This is a genomic window from Nocardia sp. NPDC046763, from assembly GCF_040645495.1.
Taxonomy (GTDB): domain Bacteria; phylum Actinomycetota; class Actinomycetes; order Mycobacteriales; family Mycobacteriaceae; genus Nocardia.
The window spans coordinates 94,056-114,821 of sequence record NZ_JBEYYI010000023.1; the positions used below are offsets into that span (position 1 = coordinate 94,056).

Below are 20,766 nucleotides of genomic sequence, written 5' to 3' on the forward strand. Positions count from 1 at the left end.
GTGCGTCGCGGGTGGTTAGCCTCACTCCTATGGCGATTCGGGAAGTAGCAAGCGCGGACGGCACGACCATCGTTTACCAGGTGACCGGTCCGGAGGGGGCCCGGCCGCTCGTTCTCCTGCACGGCTGGTCCGGCAACCTGCGCTGCTGGGGTCGATCTGCCGACCTGCTCGCCGAGCACTTCCGGGTGATCGCGGTCGACCTGCGCGGTCACGGCTACTCCGACGCCCCCGAGGCCGGATACGACGACCCGAAGAACTGGGCAGCCGATATCGCCGCGGTGCTCGCCGCCGAGGGCATCTCCTCCGGCGCGATCCTGCTGGGCTGGTCCTATGGCGGCATCGTGCTGTCCGACTACCTGACCGCCTACGGGACCGGCGCGATCGCGGGCGTCGTCTACACCGGTTCACAGGCCAATATCGGGCGCGGCGTCGAAGGCGCGGAGACCGGTCCGGGGATGGCCAAGGCCATACCCGACGTCTTCGACGAGAGCGCGGGCAAGGCCACACGCGGATTCGCCGCCTTTGGCAATGCCAATACCGGGCCGGGCCGCGACAAGGGCGTGGACGCCCAGCGCCTGTTCGGCGGCAGCATCGCCACCCTGCCCCGGGTGCGCAAGGCCCTGTTCTATCGCACCGTCGACAACACCGAGACCCTGCGCGGCCTGGACGTGCCGGTGCTGGTCCTGCACGGCACCGCCGACCCGGTCGTGCCGATCGAGAACGGCCGCTACATCGCCGACACCGCGCCGGATGTGCGGACCTCCTACTGGGAGGGCGCGCAGCACGGCCTGTTCATCGAGGATCCCAGCCGGTTCGTGACGGAGGTCACCAATTTCGTTGAGGCGCTGGGGTAATCGCGCGTCGCGGGAGTTCGGGGGCGAAGCCCTCGAGCGGCTCACGCGAGTTGTGACCGACCTCACTTGGGAAGGTAACCCGTGCATGGGGTGTTACTACCCCCGTGCACACTGGAGTGGTGAGTCAGCGCCCGGACCTACGGCCCAATCGGATTGCCGTGTTATCGGTGCATACCTCACCACTCGCCCAGCCCGGGACCGGCGACGCGGGCGGCATGAACGTCTACGTGCTGCAGACCGCCATCGAACTGGCCCGTCGCGGCACCGAGGTCGAGATCTTCACCCGGGCCACCTCCTCCAATGACGAGCCGGTGGTCGAGGCAGCGCCGGGCGTGCTGGTCCGCACCGTGGCCGCCGGGCCCTTCGAGGGGCTCGACAAGCACGATCTGCCCACCCAGCTGTGCCCCTTCGCCGCCGAGGTGCTGCGCACCGAGGCCCGCAATCTGCCCGGCCACTACGACCTCATCCACTCGCACTACTGGCTCTCCGGCCAGGTCGGCTGGCTGGCCCGCGACCGCTGGCGGGTGCCCATGGTGCACACCGCTCACACCCTGGCCGCGGTCAAGAACGCCTACCTCGCCGAGGGTGACTGCCCCGAGCCCGCGGTCCGGGAGATCGGCGAGAAGCAGATCGTCGCCGAGGCCGACCGGCTGGTCGCCAATACCGCCGATGAGGCCCGCCAGCTGATCGAGCTGTACGGCGCGGACCCCGACCACATCGATGTGGCCCTGCCCGGCGCCGACCTGACCCGCTACCAGCCCGGCGACAAGTTCGCCGCCCGCCGCCAACTCGGCCTGCCCGCGCACGAGCGCATCGTCGCCTTCATCGGGCGCATCCAGCCGCTCAAGGCCCCCGACGTGCTGGTGCGCGCGGCCGCCCAGGTGCTGGCCGAGGAGGCCGCCCTGCCGACCCCGCCGCAACGCCCGCTGCGTGTGGTGATCGTGGGCGGCCCGTCCGGCAGCGGCCTGAAGAGGCCCGAGGCCCTGATCGAACTGGCTGCGGCCCTGGGCATTTCGGACCGGGTCACCTTCCTGCCGCCCCAGCCCGCGCACCGGCTGGTGCAGGTCTACCGGGCCGCCGACCTGGTGGCCGTGCCCAGCTACAACGAGTCCTTCGGCCTGGTCGCCATCGAGGCGCAGGCCAGCGGCACCCCCGTGCTCGCCGCCGATGTGGGCGGGCTGAGCACCGCCGTCCACGACGGCGTCTCCGGCCTGCTGGTCCCCGGTCACCAGACCGGCGACTGGGCCGCCGCCCTGCATTCGCTGCTCGACGATCCGGGCCGGTTGGAGGACATGGGCCGGGCCGCGGTCGGGCACGCCGCCAACTTCTCCTGGGCGCACACGGCCGAGGCGTTGCTCGACAGCTATGCCGCCGCGCTCGCCCGGTCGCCGATCGTCCGGCCGCACGGCGGTAACCTGCACACCGACAGCAATCACGCCAGATCGCTGGCGCTATGGCGGCGTCGGATGGGAGCAGTACGCAGATGAGCGAGGCCGATCGCACCGAGGAGTGGACGCCCCGCCCGCATGCCAGCACCGGCGGCCTGAACGACGAAACCGCCCGCGCCACCGCGCAACTCATCGACGAGACACTGCGCGAACGCGAGATCGAGTACACCCGCGACGCCCCCGACCTGTTCGTGGTGGTGCTCCCCGGTGAACGCAAGCTCAAGACCGTCATCGGGGTCAGTGTCGGCAAGCACGGCGTCCGCATGGAGTCCTTCGTCTGCCGCAAGCCCGACGAGAACTTCGAGGGCGTCTACAAATTCCTGCTCCGCCGCAACCGCCGCCTCTACGGCGTGGCCTACACCATCGACCGCGTCGGCGACATCTACCTCGTCGGCCGCATGTCCAACGACCGCGTCACCCCCGACGAACTCGACCGCTGGCTCGGCCAGATCCTCGAAGCCGTCGACGCCGACTTCAACACCCTCCTCGAACTCGGCTTCGCCGAATCCATTCGCAAAGAATGGAAATGGCGGGTCGCCCGCGGCGAATCGCTGAAGAACCTCCGGGCCTTCGAACACCTCGTGGACTGACCCGCCTCCCCGAGACTTCAGCGCACGGCTGAGAGCCGTCGGCATCGGGAACGCGTGCCGGAGGCTGGGAGCCGAACCGATTTCGGACGTCCCCGTTACCCCGACCGTTACGAAATCAGTTGTCACCGTGGCATACGGAGAACGAGCTCCGTGCGCGACAATCGGCCGGGCCATCGGGACACGGAAGCGCACAGGAGGCGGTCGGCGATGACGGTACTAGCGCTGGATATCGGAGCGACCAAATTCGCGGCGGCGACCGTGAATCCGGATGGAGCCGTGGGGAAACCGCGGCGGATCGCGGTGCCGGAATCCGGGGTGTGGGATGCCTGCCGGGCATTGCTGACCGACGTTGTCGAGGATGCCCGGATCAGTGCGGTGGGCATCGGATCGGCCGGGCCGGTGGATGTGGCTGCGGGAGTTTGCGGGCCGCTCAATATTCCGGAGTGGAGCGACGGGTTTGCGATCGTGGACGCGGTGCGGAAACTGTTTCCGGAGGCCGAGATTCGGTTCGCCATCGACGGTGTGTGCCTGGTGCTGGCCGAACAGCGTTTCGGGGCTGCGCGCGGGGTGCCGAATGTGCTCGCCATGACCGTTTCGTCGGGAATCGGTGGGGGCATCATCTCCGATGACCGGGTTGTCATGGGGCGCACCGGAAATGGCGGGCATGTCGGCCATATTGTCGTGCCCGGTCAGGACGAGCCCTGCGCCTGCGGCGGATTCGGCTGTGTCGAGGCCGTGGCGAGTGGCAAATCCTCGGTGCGCTGGGCGCGGCGGCAGGGGTGGGCCGGAACGACCGGGGTGGAGCTCGCGGCCGCGGCGCACGCGGGGGAGCCGATCGCCATGGCTGCTCTCGAGCGGGCGGGCACCGCGATCGGGACGGCTGTCGCCTCGGCCGCCGCCTTGCTCGACACCGATCTCGTGGTCATCGGTGGCGGCTTCGCGCAATCCGGCGAACCGCTGTGGGGTCCGCTGCGGACCGCCGCCGCGGCGCACGCGCGGCTGAAGTTCCTGCGCGGGCTGCGCGTGGTGCCGTCCGAATTGACCGATCAGGCCACCCTGCAGGGTGCCGCGATTCTCGCGCTCGGGGCCGCGAATGCAGGCAAAACCCCGCGTGGGAGGATGACCCCATGACGTACACCCTCGTGTTGCTGCGCCACGGCGAGAGCGAATGGAATGCCCTGAACCTGTTCACCGGTTGGGTGGATGTTCGTCTCACCGACAAGGGTGTCGCGGAAGGCAAGCGTGCCGGTGAATTGCTCGCCGAGCACGGGATTCTGCCGGATATCGTCTACACATCGCTGCTGCGCCGTGCCATCAGCACCGCCAACAATGCCCTCGACGCCTGCGACCGGCACTGGATTCCGGTGGTCCGCGACTGGCGCCTGAACGAGCGCCACTACGGCGCGCTGCAGGGCAAGAACAAGGCGGAGATCAAGGAGCAGTACGGCAACGACCAGTTCATGCTGTGGCGCCGCAGCTACGACACCCCGCCGCCGCCGATCGAGGTGGACAGCGAGTACAGCCAGGACGGCGACCCGCGCTACGCCGGCATCGAGGTGCCGCGCACCGAGTGCCTCAAGGACGTCGTGGCCCGCATGGTTCCCTACTGGGAGGACACCATCGCGGCCGATGTGCGCTCGGGCAAGACGGTTCTCGTTGCCGCGCACGGTAATTCGCTGCGCGCCCTGGTGAAGCACCTGGAGAACATCTCGGACGAGGAGATCTCCGAGCTGAACATCCCCACCGGTATCCCGCTCAAGTACGAGCTGGACGAGAACCTGCGGCCGATCGGCAAGGGCGAATACCTCGACCCCGAGGCCGCCGCGGCGGGCGCCGCCGCCGTGGCAAGCCAGGGCGGCAAGTAATTCGTAACGAACTCGCGCTGTGACCGAATTATGCGGTCACGGCGCGTTTTTCATTTCCGGCGAAGTTTTCATGTCGAAGCCTCGATCGGAATGCTTTATCCGCTACTGTGATATGCGTCTCACTACGTGACCGTAGGGTATTTCCCTGTCTCGCAAAAGAATTTGCCGAAGCGTTGCGAATTTAATTCGGTGTCTGTAACCGGGGTTTGCAACTTACTTCGCAGTAGATATGCTGCTGGGCGTTCGACCATCTGCGAGAGGTAGATCACGTTCGATGAAGCATGCGCTACGGGCCACGGTCTCTGCCGCCGCGGCCGCTCTGCTCCTGCCTGTTATCGGTATCACCGCCGATGCCACCATCCCGACCGGACCCGACGGTGGTGCCGCAGGCGCCGAATGGACCACCACCGAAGACGGGCAGCAGCAGTACCCCAACGTCTTCATCGACTGGGACGTCCCGATCACCATGAGTGACGGCACCGTTCTGAAGGCCAATGTCTACCACCCGGCCGACGCCGCGGGCCATCCCATCGACACCCCGACGCCGACCGTCGTCAATATGACGCCCTATACCAAGCTGGTGTCGAACGTCGCCGACAGCGCCTTCTCCATTCCCGGACTGTCCGACGCGCTCCTCGATGTCTTCCGCGACATCCACCTCGACGGCACTCCGATCACCGGCTTCGGTGAACTGCTGAACGCGGCGGGCAACGGCGAACTCCGCAACTTCTCCGTCGACCGCCAGCTCATCAAGTCCGGGTACACGCAGGTCGTCGTGGACGTGCGCGGCACCGGATTCTCGCAGGGCGAGTGGGACATGCTGCGCGGCCGCGAACAGCAGGACACCGTCGAGGTCATCGACTGGGCGTCCAAGCAGGGCTTCAGCAATGGCCGCATCGGCATGAACGGCCTGTCCTACTCGGCCATCAACCAGGTGCAGGCCGCCGAGAAGCAGCCGCCCGCGCTGAAGGCCATCTTCCCCATCGTGCCGGGCAGCGACCTCATCGACGATGTGCTCGCGCCCGGCGGCGGCTTCGGCTTCAACTTCATTCCGCTGTGGCTGAGCGCCATCAACGGCCTCAAGTGGGTGCCGGACGTGGCCTCGATCGCCAACGGCACCTTCGACTTCAAATGGCTGCAGGATCGCGTCGACGATCCCTTCGGCTACCTCGACGTGCTCATGTCGGCCTACACCAGCACGGACATGAACAGCATCGACCCGCGCGTCAAGGACATGCTCAACGGCCTCAGCCAGGAACGCCAGGAGTGGCTGGGCGACCCGGCCAAGATCCAGGTGCCGACCTTCGTGACCGGCGGCTGGCACGACCTGTTCACCTACTCGGAATCCAAGATCTACAACCAGATTCCGCTGCCGCCCGGCCAGAAGCAGCTGCTCATGGGCAACACCTACCACGTCACCTCCGGCGCGGATGTCAACCGGGTCGGGGCGCCGCCGCGCCTGGACGTGCTGCAGCGCGCGTGGTTCGACAAGTGGCTCAAGGGCATCGACAACGGCATCGATCAGTACGGCCCGGTGACCCTCAAGCAGCAGGGCGGCGGCTGGACCACCCAGGGCGGATTCGGGCCCACCGCACCGGTTTCCGAGGCCGCCGACTACCGCCGCATGTACCTCTCGTCGCAGCGCTCCGGCACCGCGAACAGTCTCTACGATGGATCGCTCACCGCGGACGCCAATGGCGACACCGACCGGCTCACCGTCGCGCCCGGCCTGTCCACCGTCTGCTCTAATGACGCGGCCCAGGCCACCGCGGGCATCCTGAACCTGATCGACGCCTGCGCCAAGGACTCCCGCATCGCCGAGACCAACGCGCTCACCTTCACCAGCGCGCCGGTGGCCGAGGCCACCACCGTCTCGGGCCCGATCGCGGTGCACCTCAACACCGTTCAGGACGCCGCCGACGGCTACTGGACCGTCACCGTCAATGACGTCGCCCCCGACGGACAGTCGACCGTGCTGACCTCCGGCGAGCTGATGGCCTCGCTGCGCCAGGTCGACGAGGCCGACAGCACCCGCTCCGCCAACGGCGACTACACCGACCCGCGCGCCTTCACCTCCCTGGACAAGCGTGAGGAGACCGTCCCCGGCGAGGCCACCACCCTCGACATCGCGCTCGGCGGCACCCAGGCCGTCCTGCAGCCGGGCCACCGCCTGCGCGTCGACGTCTTCGCCGGCAATTTCCCCAAGGGCCTGCCCATCCTGCCGATGCTGATCGACACCGGCCTGAAGCCCGAGCATCTGCAGCTCGATCCGGATCGCCCGAGCTTCGTGAACATCCCGGTCCGCGGTAACACCGGCTGGTGAATCCGTCCCTCCGGGATTACAGCCCCGGGTGTGCACAACGGCGTGCACACCCGGGGTTTTGCTTTCCGCCTGCATCACCGGTGTCGCGGTGTCAGGCTTCCGCGTCGCCGACGATGACGACCTTGCCGGTGACGGTGCCGGATTCGGCGAGGGCGAGCGCGCGAGCGGTCTCCCGCAACGGGATTCGGGCCGCGATCTGTGGGTGCAGGGCGCCGCGCTCGGCGAGGTCGAACACCGCGCCGAGGTCCTCGGCGACGCGAGCCCGGAAACGGTTGCGCCGACGGCGTCCGGCCCAGATGTTGTAGAAGGACGCATTCCGCTTGTTGGGCAGCGCATTCCACCACAACAGGCGGATGAACAGTTTCAGGACCGGCAGCCGGGAATCGCCTTCCTCGTTCTTGGTGGCCGCGGTGCCGTAGGAGACGAGGGTGCCGCCGGGCGCCAGCAGCGTGAACGAGTCCACGATGCCCGGACCGCCGACATGATCGAATACGGCGTCCACCCCGCCCGGCGAGAGGGCCCGCACCTGCGCCGGGACGTCGCCGCGATAGTCCACCGGCTCCGCGCCGAGCGCGGCCACCGCGTCCGCGTTGCGCGCCGACGCCGTCCCGGTCACCCGGATCCCGGCCGCGTTCGCCAGCTGAACCAGTGTCGAACCGACGCCCCCGTTCGCGCCGTGTACCAGAATGGTCTGTCCCGCCCGGACTTTCGCCTTCCGGTGCAGCATCTGCCAGGCGGTGACGCCATTGACGACGAAGGTCTCCGCCGCCTCCGCCGTCAGTCCGTCCGGCACCGGCACCAGATCGCCCGCGGACACCGTGAGATGACTGCTCCAGCCGCCGATCTTGGTCAGCGCCGCGACCCGGCGGCCGACCAGTGCCGGATCGACCCCCGCGCCCACCACCAGCACTTCACCGACGATGTCGTAGCCGGGCACGAACGGGAACGCGGGCTGGTCGTAGTACTTCCCGCGTCGCATCTGCTGTTCGGCGAAGGACACCCCCGTCGCCTCCATACGGACCAGCGCCTCGCCGGGGCCCGGCGGCGGCAGCTCGCGGTCGGCGACGGTCAGGCCCTCCGGCTCGACGCGTCCCGGCAGCACTACTTCGGTGGCGATGATGTTCGACATGGGTCGGCCCCTTCTGGGTGTGTGATTGATCAATCACTCGGTGGTTGAAAGAAGGCGCCCTCGTCGGAGGGCGCATGAATGTCAGTCGAAGTGGCGGATGCCGGCGGTCAGGGTGGCTGCCCAGGCGCCCTCGCCGGCATCCAGGCCGAGGGTGGTGATCAGGTGGCACAGCTGGCCGTAGGCCATGAAGTGCTGCACCTGCTCACCCGTTGCGCCGGAACGGGTTTCGGCGAACTCGGTGATGCGCTGGAGCCCGCGGCGCATGGCCGTGGCGATATCGGGCGTATCGGCCGCGGACAAGGCATGCACCTGCAGCATGAGCAGGCTCTTGTCCGCGATCAATTCGGCATAGGCCCCGCCCATCTCATGCAGCACCTGCTCCGGATCGCCGCCCGGTGTCCGGGCGGCGCCGGTGGCCAGTGCGCCCTCGACCCGCTCGAAACACCGGTCCAGTGCGGCGACGAACAACTCCACCTTGCTCGGGAACAGCTTGAACACGTACGCGGGCGAGATTCCGGCCGTCGCGGCGACGGTATTGATCGGGGTCCCGTGGAATCCGGTCTTGGCGAATTCGGTGATGGCCGCGTCCAGTACTGCTTCGCGTCGGACATCCGAAGTCGAGAGTGCGATCCCGCGTCTGCTCATGTGAGTGACCGTACACTCACTCTCCGCTGTTCGGCAACCCCTTCTAGTTGTCGGGAACGGCGAAGGCAGACTCCAAGGGCGGGAACATGGCTCGGGGGTCATGGCCCGCGAACCACAGGCCGACGACGAAAGCCGAAGTGGCTTCGAGGTATCGGGCCCGGCGGAGGCCGCCCGCGTGGACGGGATGCAGCTTCAGGTCCGTGGCCAGGGCTGCCACCGTCGCCACGGCGTTCGGGTCGTCGCCGCACAGCGGAACGGTCAGGGGGCGGCTCTCGAACTCACGGTGCGGGCCCGCCCAGACTTCTGCCGCAAGCAGATTGAACGCCTTCACCACATGGGCTCCGGGCACGGTTGCCGCGATCCGTTCGGCGACAGCGGGTTCGGAGAGGGTGAACCCGCCGCTGTCGGGTGCGAAGGCGTTCGTGCAGTCGATCAGCGTGCGGCCCGCCAGGGCATGCCGTCCGCCGGTTCCGTGCGCCGCATCCGCCCCCGTCGCATCCTCCGAGTTCGCCGCGGCGAGCACCTCGGCGAGGGCGTCGGCCGGGACGGCGAGCAGCGTGATGTCGCCGAAGCGAGCGGCATCGGTGATGCTGGTGGCTCGTGCACGGTGGCCGATGGCGGCGACTGCCTCGTCGGCGCGCGCCGAAGTGCGTGCGCCGAGCGCGATTTCGTGTCCGGCGGCGGCCCAGCCGCCGCCGAGGGCGCGGGCCATCTGTCCGGCTCCGATGATTCCGATTCGCATGTGAACTCCTTGGTCTGGCTTACGTAGTCGACGCTAGGAATTCCGATGCGCACTCCCGGGTGCCCAATGGCGATGGCAGGCTGGATTCATGACGGCCGAGATCATCGAACCGGTGGAATTCGCGGAGTACGGCGGGCTCGAATCCGATTGCCCCGCGCGGCTGGCCGTGGACGTATTCGGCAATTCGTGGCTGACTGTGATCATCTACACACTTCGCGAGGGCCCGATGCGGCCGGTGGAGTTGCGGCGGGCGATCGGCGGCATCAGCCAGAAGATGCTCACCCAGACATTGCGGCGCATGGAGCGGATGGGATTGCTGGAACGTCGCCGATACGCGGAAGCGCCACCGCGCGTGGAGTATTCGTTGACTCCCGCGGGCACGGATCTGCTCATCCCGATCTTCGCGCTGGGGGAGTGGGCGGACCGCCACGGGGACACCGTCCGCACCGCCCTCTACGGCGACGTAGCGGACTGATCCGGGATCGCGAAAGTGGTTGCCGCACGGGCGCTCAGCGGTCGCGACACGCTGTCCGAACATTGCGTAAACGCCGGGCTAACGAGGGTGGAAGTGCCCATGACCTGCGTGAAACTTCCAGCACCCGGGGTTTGACCCCGCGTCGGCGACCGTACGATTCAAAGTGTGAGCGTTCCACAGGCCGTGCTTTTGGCAGTCCTGGCGGCCGTAGTCGGACTGGCCGTCGGAGGACTGCTCATTCCGTATGTGAACGCTCGCCAGGAGCGCCTGCGCGCCGCCACCGACACCGGGCTGACCATGTCCCAGGTGCTGGACTTGATCGTGCTCGCCTCCGAGTCCGGCATCGCCGTGGTGGACCAGTATCGGGACGTGGTGCTGGTGAACCCGCGCGCCGAGGAGCTGGGCGTCGTCCACGACCGCCTGCTCGACGAGCGCGCCTGGGCCGCGGTGGAACAGGTGCTGGCCGGCGGCCAGGACGTCGATTTCGAACTCACCGCCAAGATCCCCATGCCGGGCCGCGCCCGCCTCGCTGTCCGAGGGGTTGCTCGGCCGCTCTCGCAGGAGAACACGAACTTCGTGGTCTTGTTCGCGGACGACGACTCCGAGCAGGCCCGCATGGAGGCCACCCGCCGCGACTTCGTCGCCAATGTGAGCCATGAGCTCAAGACCCCGGTCGGCGCCATGAGCCTGTTGGCCGAGGCGTTGCTGGAATCCGCCGACGATCCGGACTCGGTGCGGCACTTCGGCGAACGCCTGCACGGCGAGGCCCGTCGCATGGGCAAGATGGTGACCGAGCTCATCGCACTGTCCCGCCTGCAGGGCGCGGAGCGGCTGCCGGATCTGGAAGCCGTCGACGTCGACACCGTCGTCACCCAGGCCATAGAGCGCTCCCGCACCGCCGCCGAGGCCGCGGGCATCACCGTCTCCACCGACGCCACCAGCGGCCTCGAGGTACTCGGCGACCAGACCCTGCTGGTGACCGCCCTGTCCAACCTGGTCGAGAACGCCATCGCCTACTCGCCGCGCGGCTCGCACGTGTCGGTGAGCCGGGCGCTGCGCGGCGGCTATGTCAATATCGCGGTCACCGATCGCGGCATCGGCATCTCCAAGGAGGACCAGGAGCGCGTCTTCGAGCGTTTCTTCCGGGCCGACAAGGCGCGCTCGCGTGCCACCGGCGGTACCGGCCTCGGGCTGGCTATCGTCAAGCATGTGGCCGCCAACCACAACGGTGAGATCACGCTGTGGAGCAAACTGGGCACCGGATCGACGTTCACCCTGCGTATCCCGGCCCACCCTGCCGATTCCAACGGGCAGGTCGACAAGAGACTTGCCACCGGTGTTCCGGTGGCCAAGAAGGAAAACGGCTCGCGCCCCCTCGGGCGGGCCAGAACCAACGGTGTGGAGGCAACCCGATGACGAGTGTGCTGATCGTCGAGGACGAGGAGTCGCTGGCCGATCCGCTCGCGTTCCTGCTGCGCAAGGAGGGGTTCGAGGTCACCGTGGTGGGTGACGGCCCGGCCGCCCTGGCCGAGTTCGACCGTTCCGGCGCGGACATCGTCCTGCTCGATCTCATGCTCCCCGGCATGAGCGGCACCGACGTGTGCAAGCAACTGCGCGTTCGCGGCAGTGTCCCGGTGATCATGGTGACCGCGCGTGACAGCGAGATCGACAAGGTGGTCGGCCTGGAACTGGGCGCCGACGACTACGTCACCAAGCCCTACTCCTCGCGCGAGCTGATCGCCCGCATCCGGGCCGTGCTGCGCCGCGGCGCCGGCGAGGAACCCGACAACGGCAGCGAGACCAGCGTGCTGGAGGCCGGCCCGGTGCGCATGGACGTGGACCGCCACACCGTCCAGGTGAACGGCAAGGCGGTGACCCTGCCGCTCAAGGAGTTCGACCTGCTCGAATACCTGCTGCGCAATTCGGGTCGCGTGCTCACCCGCGGGCAGCTCATCGACCGCGTCTGGGGCGCCGACTACGTCGGCGACACCAAGACCCTCGACGTGCACGTCAAGCGCCTGCGCTCGAAGATCGAGGCCGACCCGGCCAAGCCGGAACACCTGGTCACCGTGCGCGGCCTGGGCTACAAGCTCGAGGCGTAGCCCACCCGGACGAAGAGAACCCGCCCGCTTCGAATTCGAGAAGCGGGCGGGTTCGGCTTACTCCCACCAAGTCTTTCGTGCGCCCCCCGGCAGTTTTCGGCGCTCAGGCGTTGGGGTCGTTGTTCATGCTGTCGACCCACGCGGGGCCGAGGCCCGGCAGGTCCTGCTTGTCCAGAATGATCCAGCCCAGGCCCGGGTTGTCCTGCTGCATGCAGCCGTACCACGGCACGTCCGCGCCATTGCCCTTGCACGCGATGGTGTGGCTGGTGCCGTACGGGCTGACGATGATCTGCTTGCCGGCATCCTTGGCGCCCAGCACGGCCGGGTCGTTGTACGCGACGAAGTCGGCGGTGCGATCGGAGAAGGCATTGGGGTCGGTGTTATCGGCGAACGCCTGCGGCGCAATGGAGAGAACGGCACCGGCGGTCAGCGCAGTGATGGCGAGGGTTTTCTTGATCATGGCCAGGATGTCTAACACGTTCCGGTGAATTCGCAATAGCGGAACGATGTCGCGCATACTTCCGGCTATTCACATCCCGAGGTCATCGGATCGGAGGGGATGCGAAATATACTTCTGCGCAGCCTGATTCGTTTGTCGCTCGGTGGCACCGTTTGTTCACCTCCGGGACACCCGCGATCGCGTCACATAACGACGCGGGTCCCGCTCGGGATGTCCGCGCCCGCCGCGATGTGACGGCGGGCACGAAGGCCGGTGCGGACTACGAGCCCGCGCTGCCGGTCAGCCCGCCGAGCAGGCCGCCCAGCGCCGAACCCGCGCTGCCGGTCCCGCCGCCACCGCCGGTGCTGCCACCGGTGCCACCGCCACCGCCCGGCTGGGACGGATCGGTCACGTTCACGATGATGGTCTTGGTGTTGCCGCCCTGCGAGGCGGTGATCATGTGCTGGCCCGCGGTGGTGGGCTTCCAGTCGATGCTGGAGTAGCCGATCGGCCACGGCACCTTGCCGGCCGGGGTGAGGCTGGTGCCGTTGTCCGACCAGTAGACGAGCAGACCGATGCCCGCGCCGCTGAGGTTCGCGGTGAGGGTGTAGCCGGTGTTGATGGTGTACGGGGCGCTGCCGGAGATGGCGACCGAGTCGACCGTGGCGGCGGCCTGCGGCGCGGCCAGCACGGCGACGGCGGCGGTGGTCGCGAGCCCTGCGACGCCCGCGCCGATCCGACGGACCGATCTCGATGCACGAATGCTGCTCATGCGGAAAGTCCTGTCTCGCTTGCTAGTTCGGCGTGGTGCCGCTGCTGCCGCTGCCGAGCGGGCCCGCGGGTCCGAAGCCGCTGCCGGTGCTGCTGGAGCCCGAGCCGAGCGGCGCGTCGGCGACCTGCACGACGATCGACTGGCTGTTGGGGCCCTGGGACGCGGTGATGATGTGCTGTCCGCTGGTGGTGGGCCGCCAGCTGATGGAGGCGTGTCCGGGCGGGGACGGGATCTTGGGCGGGCCGATCTCGTTGCCGTTGTCGCTGAAGTACACGAGCAGGCCGATCGAGGCGCCGCTGAGGGTGGCCGAGATCGTGTACGCCTTGTCGACCACCGGGTTCGTCTCGTCGATGCTGACCGTGTCGACCGCGGCCAGGGACGCGGGGGCCGCGACCACGGCCGCGGCGGCGAGGGCGGCGAAGCCGGTGATCCCCACGCCGGCTCGGCGCGCGCTGATCCTCGGTGGTGTGTTGCGCATGTGTTGCTCTCCTGTGCTGCCCCACGGGGAGATGTGCGGGCTTCCGCACCCTAAGGGACCAGATGTGTGAAGCGTGGCCATTTCGAAAAAATAATCAAGCAAGCGTCCGCTTGGTACTGGTGGGCGTGACGGGTCCCACCGGAAAACCCGTCACGCCGTACCCGAATCGGGTGGTTGCTAGCTGCTGCCGAGCAGTCCGCCCAGCAGGCCCTTCGCGGAACCGCTGGAGCTGCCGCTGCCGCTGCCACCCGGGGTGGTGGTCGACGGCGTGGTGGTGGGCGGAGTGGTGGTCGGGGGAGTGGTGGTCGGCGGCGTGGTCGTCGTCGTCCCGCCGGAACCGGTGCCGACATTCACGACCAGGGTCTGGGTGCTGCTGCCCTGCGAGGCCGTGATGATGTGCTGGCCCGGGGTGGACGGCGACCAATCCAGGCTGGCCTCACCCGGCGGCCACGGGACCTTGCCGACCGGAGTCAGGCTGGCGCCGTTGTCGCTCCAGTAGATGAGCAGGCCGACCGACGCGCCCGACAGGGACGCGTGCAGGGTGTAGTCGCCGCCGACGGTCGGCGTGGCGCTGGAAATGGTGATCACGTCGACGGTGGCGCTCGCGGTCGGTGACATGGCCACCGCGACCGCGGCGGCAGCCGCGACCGTGACGCCGGCCAGCCCGGCCCCGATCACGCGGCCCGAAGGTTTGCTGCGCATGCGTACTCCTGTGCTTCTCATGGTGTGCCCCAAAGGAATTGGGGTGGAAATCGGATCAGAGGCCGAAGGGCAGGCCATTGGCGCTGCCGGTGCCCCCGCCGCTGTTGCCCGGCGACGTCGTGGTGGTCGGCGGGACCGTGGTGGTGGTCGTGCGCGGGACCGTGGTGGTCGTGGTCGGCGGCACCGTGGTCGTGGTGGTGGGCGGCACCGTCGTGGTGGTGGTCGGCGGGACCGTGGTCGTGGTGGTCGGCGGCACGGTCGTCGTCGTGGTGCCGTCGCCGACGTTCACGATCAGGGTCTGGGTCGTGCTGCCCTGCGAGCACGTGATGATGTGCTGGCCCGGGGTGCTCGGGGTCCAGTCCAGGCTGGCGTGGCCGGGCGGCCACGGAACCTTGCCGACCGGGGTGAGGCTGCTGCCGTTGTCGCTCCAGTAGACGAGCAGGCCGATCGACGCACCAGAGAGGTTGGCGCTGAGGGTGTAGCTGGTGCCGACGGTCCAGTTCGATCCCGAGATGGAGACCGAGTCGACGCTGGCGTGCGCGGCCGGGGCCTCGTGGGTGGTCAGGACGGTGACCGCACCGGTCGCGATGGCCAGCCCAGCCAGACCCGCGCCGAGGCCGCGCCCCATGGGGGTGATTCTCATGAAAACTCCTGGATTTCAGGGGAATTGGTCTCGATCAGAGACCGAAGGGCAGCCCGTTGGCGCTGCCGGTGCCACCGCTGCCACCGCCGCTCGGGGTCGTCGTGGTGGGCGGGACCGTGGTGGTGGTCGGGGGAACCGTTGTGGTGGTGGGCGGTTCGGTCGTGGTGGTCGGCGGCACCGTGGTCGTCGTCGGGGGAACCGTTGTGGTGGTGGGCGGTTCGGTCGTGGTGGTCGGCGGCACCGTCGTAGTGGTCGGGGGAACCGTTGTGGTGGTGGGCGGTTCAGTGGTGGTGGTCGGCGGCACCGTCGTGGTTGTCGGCGGTTCGGTGGTGGTGGTCGGCGGGACCGTGGTGGTCGTGGTGGGCGGGACCGTCGTGGTGGTGGTCGGCGGCACGGTCGTGGTGGTGGTGCCGTCGCCGACGTTCACGATCAGGGTCTGGGTCGTGCTGCCCTGCGAGCAGGTGATGACGTGCTGCCCGGGGGTCTTGGGGGTCCAGTCGAGGCTGGCGTGCCCGGGGGGCCAGGGGACCTTGCCGACCGGGGTCAGGCTGCTGCCGTTGTCGCTCCAGTAGACGAGCAGGCCGATCGACGCGCCGGAGAGGTTGGCGCTGAGGGTGTAGCTGGTGCCGACGGTCCAGTTCGATCCCGAGATGGAGACCGAGTCGACCGTGGCGTGGGCGGCGGGGGCTTCGTGTGTGGCCAGAACGGTGACTGCGCCCGTCGCGATGGCCAGCCCGGCGAGACCGATGCCGAGATGGCGGCCGCCCAAGGGGATTTTGCTCACTATGCGTACTCCTGTGCTGCGACCCGTGTGGGTAGGGGTCCGTCGCACAGTAAGGGAGCAACAATGTGAAATTGGGTGATTTCAGAAAATTACTGGCTAGTTTTCCGCTATTGCTGCGCCGGCTTCGCCTTCCGGGCAGCCCGCTTCGCGGACGCGGTCTGTTTCTTCGCGGCCTCGGCGGCCTTCTCCTCCGCGATGGCCGTGGCCGGATGCACCGCCACGATGCCCAGGCCCTGGCGACGCTTGCAGTGCTGCGCCAGCTCGTCGTAGGCGGGCTGGCCGATCAGCTCGATCAGCTCGGGTGCGTAAGCCTCCCACACCGGGCGGGTGCCGACGTGCGCATCCGGCGAACCGGTGCAGTACCAGTTCAGATCCAGGCCGCCGGGACCCCAGCCGCGGCGGTCGTACTCGGTGATCACGGTGCGCAGGATCTCCACCCCGTCCGGCCGGTCCACCCATTCCTGGGTGCGGCGAATGGGCAGCTGCCAGCACACTTCCGGCTTCACGGTGAGCGGCTCCAGGCCCTTGCGCAGCGCCATGGTGTGCAGCGCGCAGCCGATCCCCTCGGCGAAGCCGGGCCGGTTGAGGAAGATGCAAGCGCCGTCCACCCGCCGGGTGCGCAGGGCGGGCTCGTCGTCGAGGTCGTCCTCTTCCAGGTACAGCTTCTTGCGGACCCGGCCCTTGTCGTCGACGGCCTGGTCCATGAGCTGCCAGTCTTCGGGTGTGAGCATTTTCACGGCCTGGTGCAGCTTCTTGCCGTCCTCCTCGTCGGAGAGGAACGCGCCGTGCGAGCAGCAGCCGTCGTTCTCCCGGCCGTCGATGATGCCCTGACACGCCGGAGTGCCGAAAACGCAGGTCCAGCGTGAGAGCAGCCAGGTCAGATCGGCCGCGATCAAATGCTCATCATTTGCTGGATCGACGAATTCGATCCACTCCCGCGGGAAGTCGAGTTCAACTTCGGGCGCCGGGTCGATCTTCGCCGCTGGTCGCAGCCCGGTCGGTCCGCTCGCCGATGCACCTGCCGTCACAATGCGGAACGCTAACAGCTCAGTCGCCTGGCCAGAAGTCCTGACCCACCCAGTACCGTGTTCTTGTGCGGCTCGGTGTACTCGATGTGGGAAGCAATACCGTCCACCTGCTCGTGGTGGACGCGCATCGTGGTGGACACCCGATGCCTATGAGTTCGACGAAGTCGGCGCTGCGGCTGTCCGAGAACATGGACGATCAGGGCCGGATCACGTCGACGGGCGCGGGGCGGCTGACCGCGACGGTAGCCGAATTCGCGAGTATCGCAAAGACTTCCGGCTGTGTGGAGCTGATGGCATTCGCCACCTCCGCGGTCCGCGAGGCCACCAACTCCGACGAGCTGCTGGCCCGGGTACGGCGCGAGACCGGAGTCAATCTGAAGGTGCTCTCCGGTGTCGATGAGGCTCGACACACCTTCCTCGCGGTGCGGCGCTGGTACGGCTGGAGCGCGGGGCGGATGCTGAATCTGGACATCGGCGGCGGCTCGCTCGAGATGAGCAACGGTGCGGACGAGGTGCCGGATGTGGCGTTGTCGCTGCAGCTGGGCGCGGGCCGGCTGACCCGCGACTGGCTGCGCCACGATCCGCCGGGCAAGCGCCGGGTCGCGGTGCTGCGCGACTGGCTCGACGCCGAGCTTGTGCTGCCCACCAAGCAGCTGCTCGAGGTGGGCCGCCCGGATCTGGCGGTGGGCACCTCCAAGACCTTCCGCTCGCTGGCCCGGCTGACCGGAGCCGCCCCCTCTGTTGCGGGACCCCGGGTGCGGCGTACTCTCACCAGTTCCGGCCTGCGGCAGCTGATTGCGTTCATATCGAGAATGACGGCCGCCGACCGGGCAGAATTGGAAGGCGTAAGTTCTGATCGGTCGCAGCAACTGGTGGCCGGTGCGCTGGTCGCGGAGGCGAGTATGCGGGCTCTGTCCCTGGACACGCTCGAAATCTGTCCCTGGGCACTGCGAGAGGGATTGATCTTGCGCAAACTGGATACCGACCTGGATAGCGAACCGATTACCGGCGGCCCCGACAGCGGCCTGTCGGGCCCGATCGAAACGGTGTCTCGATGACCGAGGATTCAAGCCAGCTGTCCGTCGCCGAGCTGCTGGCGCGGAACGGGCAGCAGAGTGGGGCCCCCGCCGGCGGCGGCGGGCGCAGACGTCGAAGCGGCCGCGGCATTTCCGTCGCGGAACTGACCGGTGATATTCCGGTGGTGAGCGCGGGATCGTCCTCACACGCCGCGCCGGACGAGGACGTGGCCGAGCCCGCTCCGATCGAACCGGACTATTCAAACTCTTCGAACTTCTCGAATCATCCTGATTATTCGAGCTTTCCGGATTACTCGGACCTGGTAGCCGCGGCATCGGGCAAGCCGGACTATTCGCAGTACGACGCGGTACCCGATCCGGACCCTGCGTATTCGCCGCTCTCCGGGCCGATTTCGTATTACGACCCGCTGGCCCCCGCCCCGCAGCCGCCGTCCCTACCGGAGCCGTCCCACAACTGGTCCGCCGGTCTGGACTGGCCGCCGACCGAGAACCCGCTACCGGAGGCCCGCCCGAGCGGCGGCCGCCGCCGCAAGCCGGATCCGCTGGATTCCGATGTCGCGCTCGGCCGGTTGCCGGGCACCGAACCTCCCGCCCCGCCCGCCGTGCCGCGCGAGGGCGGTCGTCGCCGCCGCTACGACCCGGAGGACGAGTACACCGACGAGGTGAGTCCCTTCCGCGGTGACGGCGGCCAGGCCGGTGACGGGGCCGCACGCACCCAGTTCAACCCCGCGGTCCGCCAGCCCTTCGACGACCGGCCACCGTACGAGGACCAACCGCCTTTCGGCGACCCGGCCCGTACCCAGTTCCAGCCGGCCGCCCCCGCGTGGTCGCCCGCGCCGGCACCCGAACCGCTTCCGCGCACTCCCGGGCAGGATCGGCCGCCTTTCGAGCCGCCGCGGGCCGCGCCCGCCGCGCAGTCGATGTCGCGCTCGGCTCGCCGGCACGCGGAATCGCAGGTCCAGAATGCCCCCCAGGGTCCGGCCGCCGACCGGCGCGGTGGCGTCGACCACGGCGCGGCCAGCGGACTTCCGGACTGGTCCGCGCCCAGACGACCCGACTTCGATCCGGTCCGCGACCGCCGCGATCAGGCCGCGGTGCCGACCGCCGCGTGGTCGTCGCTGGCCGACTCCGATCAGCAGCTGCTCTCCGGGGAATCGGTTGCCGGTGATCTGCTCCGCGGCGCCCAGCAGCGTGACGATCAACGCGCGGAACGGAATTCGCGAAGCGCCGGCAAGCGTAGCGGCGGGCGCGGCGCGGTGGCGCCCGAGCCGGAGCCCGACGACCACCTCACCGATTTCTACGAGCCCCTCGACGACTACGACGACTACGACGACTACGAGCCAGAGACGTCGCTGGGTGGACGGTTTTCCGCGCTCACGCAGAAGGCCGGCTCCTTCGCTCGCAAGAGCAGGAGCACCCGTGGCGCCGCGGCCCGGCCGGCCAGCTCGCGCGCCGCGGCCCGCTCCGACAGCGAGGAACATCGCCGGCAATGGCTGATGATCGCGGGCCAGAGTGTGGGCGCCGCGGTCGCGGGCATGTTGCTGTTCAAGGGTTTCGAACGCATGTGGGAAATGCTCCCGTGGGTTGCCCTGGCCCTGGCCATGATCGTGATTCTCGGCCTGGTCGCCCTGGTGCGGGTGCTGCGCCGCACCGATGACATCTTCAGCACTGTGATTGCCGTCGTCGTAGGCGTCTTCGTGACGCTCGGACCGCTAGCCTTTCTACTCAGTACGAACTGAGCAGGGAGCAGCAGTGGGGAACATCGTGCAAGCGCAGGGGGCGAGCACCGAGGACCGGGCGGGGCGAAAGGAAGTCCGGGTGGGGCTCTCGACCGCGTCGGTGTATCCGGAGAATACCGAGGCCGCCTTCCGCTACGCGGCCGAGCTCGGATACGACGGCGTGGAACTCATGGTGTGGGCCGAGCCCGCCAGCCAGTCCATCTCGACCGTGCAGCATTTCGCGCACAAATACGACATGCCGGTGCTGGCCGTGCACGCACCGTGCCTGCTCATTTCGCAACGGGTCTGGGGGTCGGACCCGATCGCCAAACTCACCCGCAGCGTGCACACTGCCGAGGCGCTGGGCGCGGCCACCGTGGTGGTGCACCCGCCGTTCCGCTGGCAGCGCCGCTACGCCGACGGCTTCGCGAAACAGGTTGCCGAGCTGGAGAATTCGAGCCCGGTCGCGGTGGCCGTGGAGAACATGTTCCCGATGCGCGCCGATACCCTGTTCCGCGGCAGCTCGATCGAGCGGCTGCAGCGCCGCGGCGGCCCGGGCCCCTCGATCACCACCTTCAGCCCCTCCTTCGACCCCACCGACGTCGGCTTCCGGCACTACACCCTCGACACCTCGCACACCGCCACCGCGGGCGTGGATCCGCGGGTCCTGGCCGGTCGCATGGGTTCCGGCCTCACCCATCTGCACCTGGCCGACGGCCGCGGCGCCGCCACCGACGAGCACCTGATCCCCGGCGAGGGCACCCAGCCGGTGGCCGAACTCTGCGACATGCTGGTGCACAACGGTTTCGACGGCCAGGCCGTCATCGAGGTGAACACGCAGATGGCCCGCACCACCATGGACCGCGCCGCCATGCTCAACCAGGCGCTGACCTTCGCCCGCGCCCACCTCAACCCCTTCACCCCCGCCCCCACCCCCGAACCGACCGTCGCCCACCGCGGCTGAGAGCCCCCGCGAGGGTTGGGTGATTCAT

22 protein-coding genes are annotated in these 20,766 nt (G+C 68.5%); 12 read left to right on the forward strand and 10 right to left on the reverse strand.

The window, feature by feature from the left end; all coding sequences use genetic code 11:
• Nucleotides 1-29: 29 nt before the first annotated feature.
• From ABZ909_RS31020 to ABZ909_RS31045, 6 genes are all read left to right on the forward strand, one after another.
• Complete coding sequence (locus tag ABZ909_RS31020; RefSeq protein ID WP_357006594.1) at nt 30-854, forward strand: alpha/beta hydrolase; 825 nt, start codon at nt 30-32, stop codon at nt 852-854.
• 119 nt (nt 855-973) lie between these two features.
• Nucleotides 974-2,341, forward strand: a complete 1,368-nt coding sequence (gene mshA, locus ABZ909_RS31025; protein WP_357006597.1) for a D-inositol-3-phosphate glycosyltransferase — start codon at nt 974-976, stop codon at nt 2,339-2,341.
• The gene (locus ABZ909_RS31030; protein WP_357006600.1) at nt 2,338-2,892 is read left to right on the forward strand and encodes a YbjN domain-containing protein; all 555 of its coding nucleotides are present in this window, start codon (nt 2,338-2,340) and stop codon (nt 2,890-2,892) included. The genes mshA and ABZ909_RS31030 overlap by 4 nt, the downstream gene beginning before the upstream one ends.
• Before the next feature lie 207 nt (nt 2,893-3,099).
• A complete protein-coding gene (locus ABZ909_RS31035; protein WP_357006602.1) occupies nt 3,100-4,023 on the forward strand; it encodes an ROK family protein in 924 nt (307 codons plus the stop codon).
• Nucleotides 4,020-4,757, forward strand: coding sequence for a phosphoglyceromutase (locus tag ABZ909_RS31040; RefSeq protein WP_357006605.1), 738 nt, complete (start codon nt 4,020-4,022; stop codon nt 4,755-4,757). The genes ABZ909_RS31035 and ABZ909_RS31040 overlap by 4 nt, the downstream gene beginning before the upstream one ends.
• A gap of 274 nt (nt 4,758-5,031) precedes the next feature.
• Nucleotides 5,032-7,080, forward strand: a complete 2,049-nt coding sequence (locus ABZ909_RS31045) for a CocE/NonD family hydrolase (protein ID WP_357006607.1) — start codon at nt 5,032-5,034, stop codon at nt 7,078-7,080.
• Between the two features lie 91 nt (nt 7,081-7,171).
• Here ABZ909_RS31045 and ABZ909_RS31050 read toward each other — a convergent pair whose 3' ends face one another.
• The 3 genes from ABZ909_RS31050 to ABZ909_RS31060 all read right to left on the reverse strand — a co-directional run bounded on the left by ABZ909_RS31050 (nt 7,172) and on the right by ABZ909_RS31060 (nt 9,596).
• Complete coding sequence (locus ABZ909_RS31050) at nt 7,172-8,209, reverse strand: medium chain dehydrogenase/reductase family protein (protein WP_357006609.1); 1,038 nt, start codon at nt 8,207-8,209, stop codon at nt 7,172-7,174.
• Nucleotides 8,210-8,290: 81 nt separating this feature from the next.
• The gene (locus ABZ909_RS31055; protein WP_357006612.1) at nt 8,291-8,854 is read right to left on the reverse strand and encodes a TetR/AcrR family transcriptional regulator; all 564 of its coding nucleotides are present in this window, start codon (nt 8,852-8,854) and stop codon (nt 8,291-8,293) included.
• A gap of 43 nt (nt 8,855-8,897) precedes the next feature.
• Nucleotides 8,898-9,596: an NAD(P)-binding domain-containing protein gene (locus ABZ909_RS31060; protein ID WP_357006615.1), complete on the reverse strand. Its 699-nt coding sequence runs from the start codon at nt 9,594-9,596 to the stop codon at nt 8,898-8,900.
• A gap of 88 nt (nt 9,597-9,684) precedes the next feature.
• On the opposite strand from ABZ909_RS31060, the gene ABZ909_RS31065 reads away from it, so the two are divergent.
• From ABZ909_RS31065 to ABZ909_RS31075, 3 genes are all read left to right on the forward strand, one after another.
• A complete protein-coding gene (locus tag ABZ909_RS31065; protein ID WP_357006618.1) occupies nt 9,685-10,071 on the forward strand; it encodes a helix-turn-helix domain-containing protein in 387 nt (128 codons plus the stop codon).
• A 165-nt stretch (nt 10,072-10,236) separates the two neighbouring features.
• Nucleotides 10,237-11,487 carry an ATP-binding protein gene (locus ABZ909_RS31070; RefSeq protein ID WP_357006620.1) on the forward strand — a complete coding sequence of 417 codons (1,251 nt, stop codon included), beginning with the start codon at nt 10,237-10,239 and terminating at the stop codon, nt 11,485-11,487.
• The gene (locus tag ABZ909_RS31075; protein WP_357006623.1) at nt 11,484-12,173 is read left to right on the forward strand and encodes a response regulator transcription factor; all 690 of its coding nucleotides are present in this window, start codon (nt 11,484-11,486) and stop codon (nt 12,171-12,173) included. The genes ABZ909_RS31070 and ABZ909_RS31075 overlap by 4 nt, the downstream gene beginning before the upstream one ends.
• 103 nt (nt 12,174-12,276) lie before the next feature.
• Here the strand turns inward: ABZ909_RS31075 and ABZ909_RS31080 are convergent, their stop codons facing one another.
• The 7 genes from ABZ909_RS31080 to ABZ909_RS31110 all read right to left on the reverse strand — a co-directional run bounded on the left by ABZ909_RS31080 (nt 12,277) and on the right by ABZ909_RS31110 (nt 16,965).
• Nucleotides 12,277-12,633: a hypothetical protein gene (locus tag ABZ909_RS31080; RefSeq protein WP_357006626.1), complete on the reverse strand. Its 357-nt coding sequence runs from the start codon at nt 12,631-12,633 to the stop codon at nt 12,277-12,279.
• Between the two features lie 259 nt (nt 12,634-12,892).
• Nucleotides 12,893-13,384 carry a hypothetical protein gene (locus ABZ909_RS31085; protein ID WP_357006629.1) on the reverse strand — a complete coding sequence of 164 codons (492 nt, stop codon included), beginning with the start codon at nt 13,382-13,384 and terminating at the stop codon, nt 12,893-12,895.
• A gap of 22 nt (nt 13,385-13,406) precedes the next feature.
• Complete coding sequence (locus ABZ909_RS31090) at nt 13,407-13,862, reverse strand: Ig-like domain-containing protein (RefSeq protein ID WP_357006631.1); 456 nt, start codon at nt 13,860-13,862, stop codon at nt 13,407-13,409.
• A 177-nt stretch (nt 13,863-14,039) separates the two neighbouring features.
• Nucleotides 14,040-14,564 carry a hypothetical protein gene (locus tag ABZ909_RS31095; protein ID WP_357006634.1) on the reverse strand — a complete coding sequence of 175 codons (525 nt, stop codon included), beginning with the start codon at nt 14,562-14,564 and terminating at the stop codon, nt 14,040-14,042.
• Nucleotides 14,565-14,619: 55 nt separating this feature from the next.
• On the reverse strand, nt 14,620-15,207 hold the full coding sequence (locus ABZ909_RS31100) for a hypothetical protein (RefSeq protein ID WP_357006636.1): 588 nt from the start codon (nt 15,205-15,207) through the stop codon (nt 14,620-14,622).
• A 34-nt stretch (nt 15,208-15,241) separates the two neighbouring features.
• Nucleotides 15,242-15,991, reverse strand: coding sequence for a hypothetical protein (locus tag ABZ909_RS31105; RefSeq protein ID WP_357006639.1), 750 nt, complete (start codon nt 15,989-15,991; stop codon nt 15,242-15,244).
• A 107-nt stretch (nt 15,992-16,098) separates the two neighbouring features.
• A complete protein-coding gene (locus ABZ909_RS31110; RefSeq protein ID WP_357006755.1) occupies nt 16,099-16,965 on the reverse strand; it encodes a hypothetical protein in 867 nt (288 codons plus the stop codon).
• Nucleotides 16,966-17,084: 119 nt separating this feature from the next.
• On the opposite strand from ABZ909_RS31110, the gene ABZ909_RS31115 reads away from it, so the two are divergent.
• The 3 genes from ABZ909_RS31115 to ABZ909_RS31125 all read left to right on the forward strand — a co-directional run bounded on the left by ABZ909_RS31115 (nt 17,085) and on the right by ABZ909_RS31125 (nt 20,738).
• On the forward strand, nt 17,085-18,077 hold the full coding sequence (locus ABZ909_RS31115) for a Ppx/GppA phosphatase family protein (RefSeq protein WP_357006640.1): 993 nt from the start codon (nt 17,085-17,087) through the stop codon (nt 18,075-18,077).
• Nucleotides 18,074-19,795, forward strand: a complete 1,722-nt coding sequence (locus tag ABZ909_RS31120) for a hypothetical protein (RefSeq protein WP_357006771.1) — start codon at nt 18,074-18,076, stop codon at nt 19,793-19,795. The genes ABZ909_RS31115 and ABZ909_RS31120 overlap by 4 nt, the downstream gene beginning before the upstream one ends.
• A 79-nt stretch (nt 19,796-19,874) precedes the next feature.
• Nucleotides 19,875-20,738: a sugar phosphate isomerase/epimerase gene (locus ABZ909_RS31125; protein ID WP_357006757.1), complete on the forward strand. Its 864-nt coding sequence runs from the start codon at nt 19,875-19,877 to the stop codon at nt 20,736-20,738.
• Nucleotides 20,739-20,766: the final 28 nt, after the last annotated feature.

What these genes read in the sequence shown, in the direction of transcription:
- ABZ909_RS31020 (WP_357006594.1), top strand. Translation starts at nt 30, where the DNA reads ATGGCGATTCGGGAAGTAGCAAGCGCGGACGGCACGACCATCGTTTAC.
- ABZ909_RS31030 (WP_357006600.1), top strand. Translation starts at nt 2,338, where the DNA reads ATGAGCGAGGCCGATCGCACCGAGGAGTGGACGCCCCGCCCGCATGCC.
- ABZ909_RS31035 (WP_357006602.1), top strand. Translation starts at nt 3,100, where the DNA reads ATGACGGTACTAGCGCTGGATATCGGAGCGACCAAATTCGCGGCGGCG.
- ABZ909_RS31040 (WP_357006605.1), top strand. Translation starts at nt 4,020, where the DNA reads ATGACGTACACCCTCGTGTTGCTGCGCCACGGCGAGAGCGAATGGAAT.
- ABZ909_RS31045 (WP_357006607.1), top strand. Translation starts at nt 5,032, where the DNA reads ATGAAGCATGCGCTACGGGCCACGGTCTCTGCCGCCGCGGCCGCTCTG.
- ABZ909_RS31050 (WP_357006609.1), bottom strand. Translation starts at nt 8,209, where the DNA reads ATGTCGAACATCATCGCCACCGAAGTAGTGCTGCCGGGACGCGTCGAG.
- ABZ909_RS31055 (WP_357006612.1), bottom strand. Translation starts at nt 8,854, where the DNA reads ATGAGCAGACGCGGGATCGCACTCTCGACTTCGGATGTCCGACGCGAA.
- ABZ909_RS31060 (WP_357006615.1), bottom strand. Translation starts at nt 9,596, where the DNA reads ATGCGAATCGGAATCATCGGAGCCGGACAGATGGCCCGCGCCCTCGGC.
- ABZ909_RS31065 (WP_357006618.1), top strand. Translation starts at nt 9,685, where the DNA reads ATGACGGCCGAGATCATCGAACCGGTGGAATTCGCGGAGTACGGCGGG.
- ABZ909_RS31075 (WP_357006623.1), top strand. Translation starts at nt 11,484, where the DNA reads ATGACGAGTGTGCTGATCGTCGAGGACGAGGAGTCGCTGGCCGATCCG.
- ABZ909_RS31080 (WP_357006626.1), bottom strand. Translation starts at nt 12,633, where the DNA reads ATGATCAAGAAAACCCTCGCCATCACTGCGCTGACCGCCGGTGCCGTT.
- ABZ909_RS31085 (WP_357006629.1), bottom strand. Translation starts at nt 13,384, where the DNA reads ATGAGCAGCATTCGTGCATCGAGATCGGTCCGTCGGATCGGCGCGGGC.
- ABZ909_RS31090 (WP_357006631.1), bottom strand. Translation starts at nt 13,862, where the DNA reads ATGCGCAACACACCACCGAGGATCAGCGCGCGCCGAGCCGGCGTGGGG.
- ABZ909_RS31095 (WP_357006634.1), bottom strand. Translation starts at nt 14,564, where the DNA reads ATGCGCAGCAAACCTTCGGGCCGCGTGATCGGGGCCGGGCTGGCCGGC.
- ABZ909_RS31100 (WP_357006636.1), bottom strand. Translation starts at nt 15,207, where the DNA reads ATGAGAATCACCCCCATGGGGCGCGGCCTCGGCGCGGGTCTGGCTGGG.
- ABZ909_RS31120 (WP_357006771.1), top strand. Translation starts at nt 18,074, where the DNA reads ATGACCGAGGATTCAAGCCAGCTGTCCGTCGCCGAGCTGCTGGCGCGG.